At 60.9% G+C, this 1,307-nt stretch carries 2 protein-coding genes; both read right to left on the bottom strand.

Features of this window, described 5'->3' with window-relative positions:
* The coding region (locus FFS37_RS35645) for a type IV secretory system conjugative DNA transfer family protein (protein ID WP_137935557.1) at positions 1-767 on the bottom strand (767 nt) is incomplete at its 3' end.
* A 12-nt stretch (positions 768-779) separates the two neighbouring features.
* On the bottom strand, positions 780-1,307 hold a 528-nt coding region (locus FFS37_RS35640), incomplete at its 5' end, for an ATPase, T2SS/T4P/T4SS family (protein WP_171026572.1).

Here is a 1,307-nt window from a genome sequence, read left to right as displayed (position 1 = left end):
GCGTTCGAAGGGGGGCGCGGAAACAGAGCCGCAGCGATGTTGCGAAGGTCGATGTCGCGCTGTGCTGAGTCCAGCGAGATGAAGTCCATCGGATTGTAGCATGCGGTATTGCCGTCCGGATCAGCTGGCGCGAAACGCACCACGCGGCTGATGGTTGAACGATAGCCGGCAGTCGCCGCATAGGTCTCGCCCCGCAGATCGAGAACCACGAGCGAATGCGACCAGGTCAAGGCGTTCGGGATGATGAGAGACGTGCCTTTACCGGAGCGCGGCGGCCCTATGACGAAGCCGCCGACATCATCGCCATCAACCCACAATTTCTTGCCGCCGATCAGCTTGCGCCGCGTCAAGCGGATTTTGCCGGAGCGCTCATCGCGGCCCGGCGACAGAATTTCGGCGAGCTTGCCGCCAGCTCGACCGACGAAGACGCCGCCCACTTTCGTCAGGCCGGTTTTCGATACGTCGCTCATGGTCATGAAGCGAGAGTCATTGCGCTTTCTCGGACGCATGAGAAACAAGCCTACCAGCGGCAAGAGAAACCCCAATGCTCCTGCTGCAACGGCGTATTGCACGCGGTCAAAATTTCTCGCGGTCACGTCAGCCCAGGCCAGACGAACAACCGGCAAGGGATTGGCGTTCAGCCGGTCGAATAGGACGTGGGAGCCAGTCCGGTACCAATCAGTCGCGGCATAGGCGACCGTGAATAGCAGGACACCCAGCGCCATCGCCATGAGCACCATGAAAATTGCTGTTGCGATTTTCTGCATGGATGGGCCTCGTTAGATCGTCTCCGCCTTGGTGAACTTGATCTCGCTGATGCCGCGCCGGCCGCCTTCGGCGCGGACCATCTGGACGACCACCGGAATGACCTCGCGCAGATAGTCGAGGATTTCACTCCGTGAGAGCCCCGTACTGCCCTGCATAACCATGAGCGCCAGCCGCTCGTAGGCGGACCGGGCGGAATTGGCATGAACGGTCGTGAGCGAGCCCGGATGGCCGGTGTTGATCGCCTGGAGAAACGCGAAGGTTTCAGCGCCGCGTAACTCGCCCAACAACAGACGGTCGGGTCGCATGCGAAGCGAGGCTTCTAGCAGCTGTTGCGCGGAGACTTTGGCAAGGCCCTGGTCACCCTTCGAGGCTATCAGGGTGACGTTGTTGGGAGCCGGCAGCCTCAGTTCGCGGGTGTCTTCGATCGTGATGATCCGTTCATGAGCCGGGATCTCCTTCAGGAGTGCATTCAAGAACGTCGTCTTGCCGGTCGACGTGCCGCCTGAAACGACGATCGAGACGCGGTTGCGCACCGCATA

The organism is Mesorhizobium comanense (genome assembly GCF_005503535.1).
Classification (GTDB): Bacteria; Pseudomonadota; Alphaproteobacteria; order Rhizobiales; family Rhizobiaceae; genus Mesorhizobium; species Mesorhizobium comanense.
Note: the sequence above shows the minus strand (reverse complement) of the source record. Positions and strands in the feature narration are given on the sequence as shown.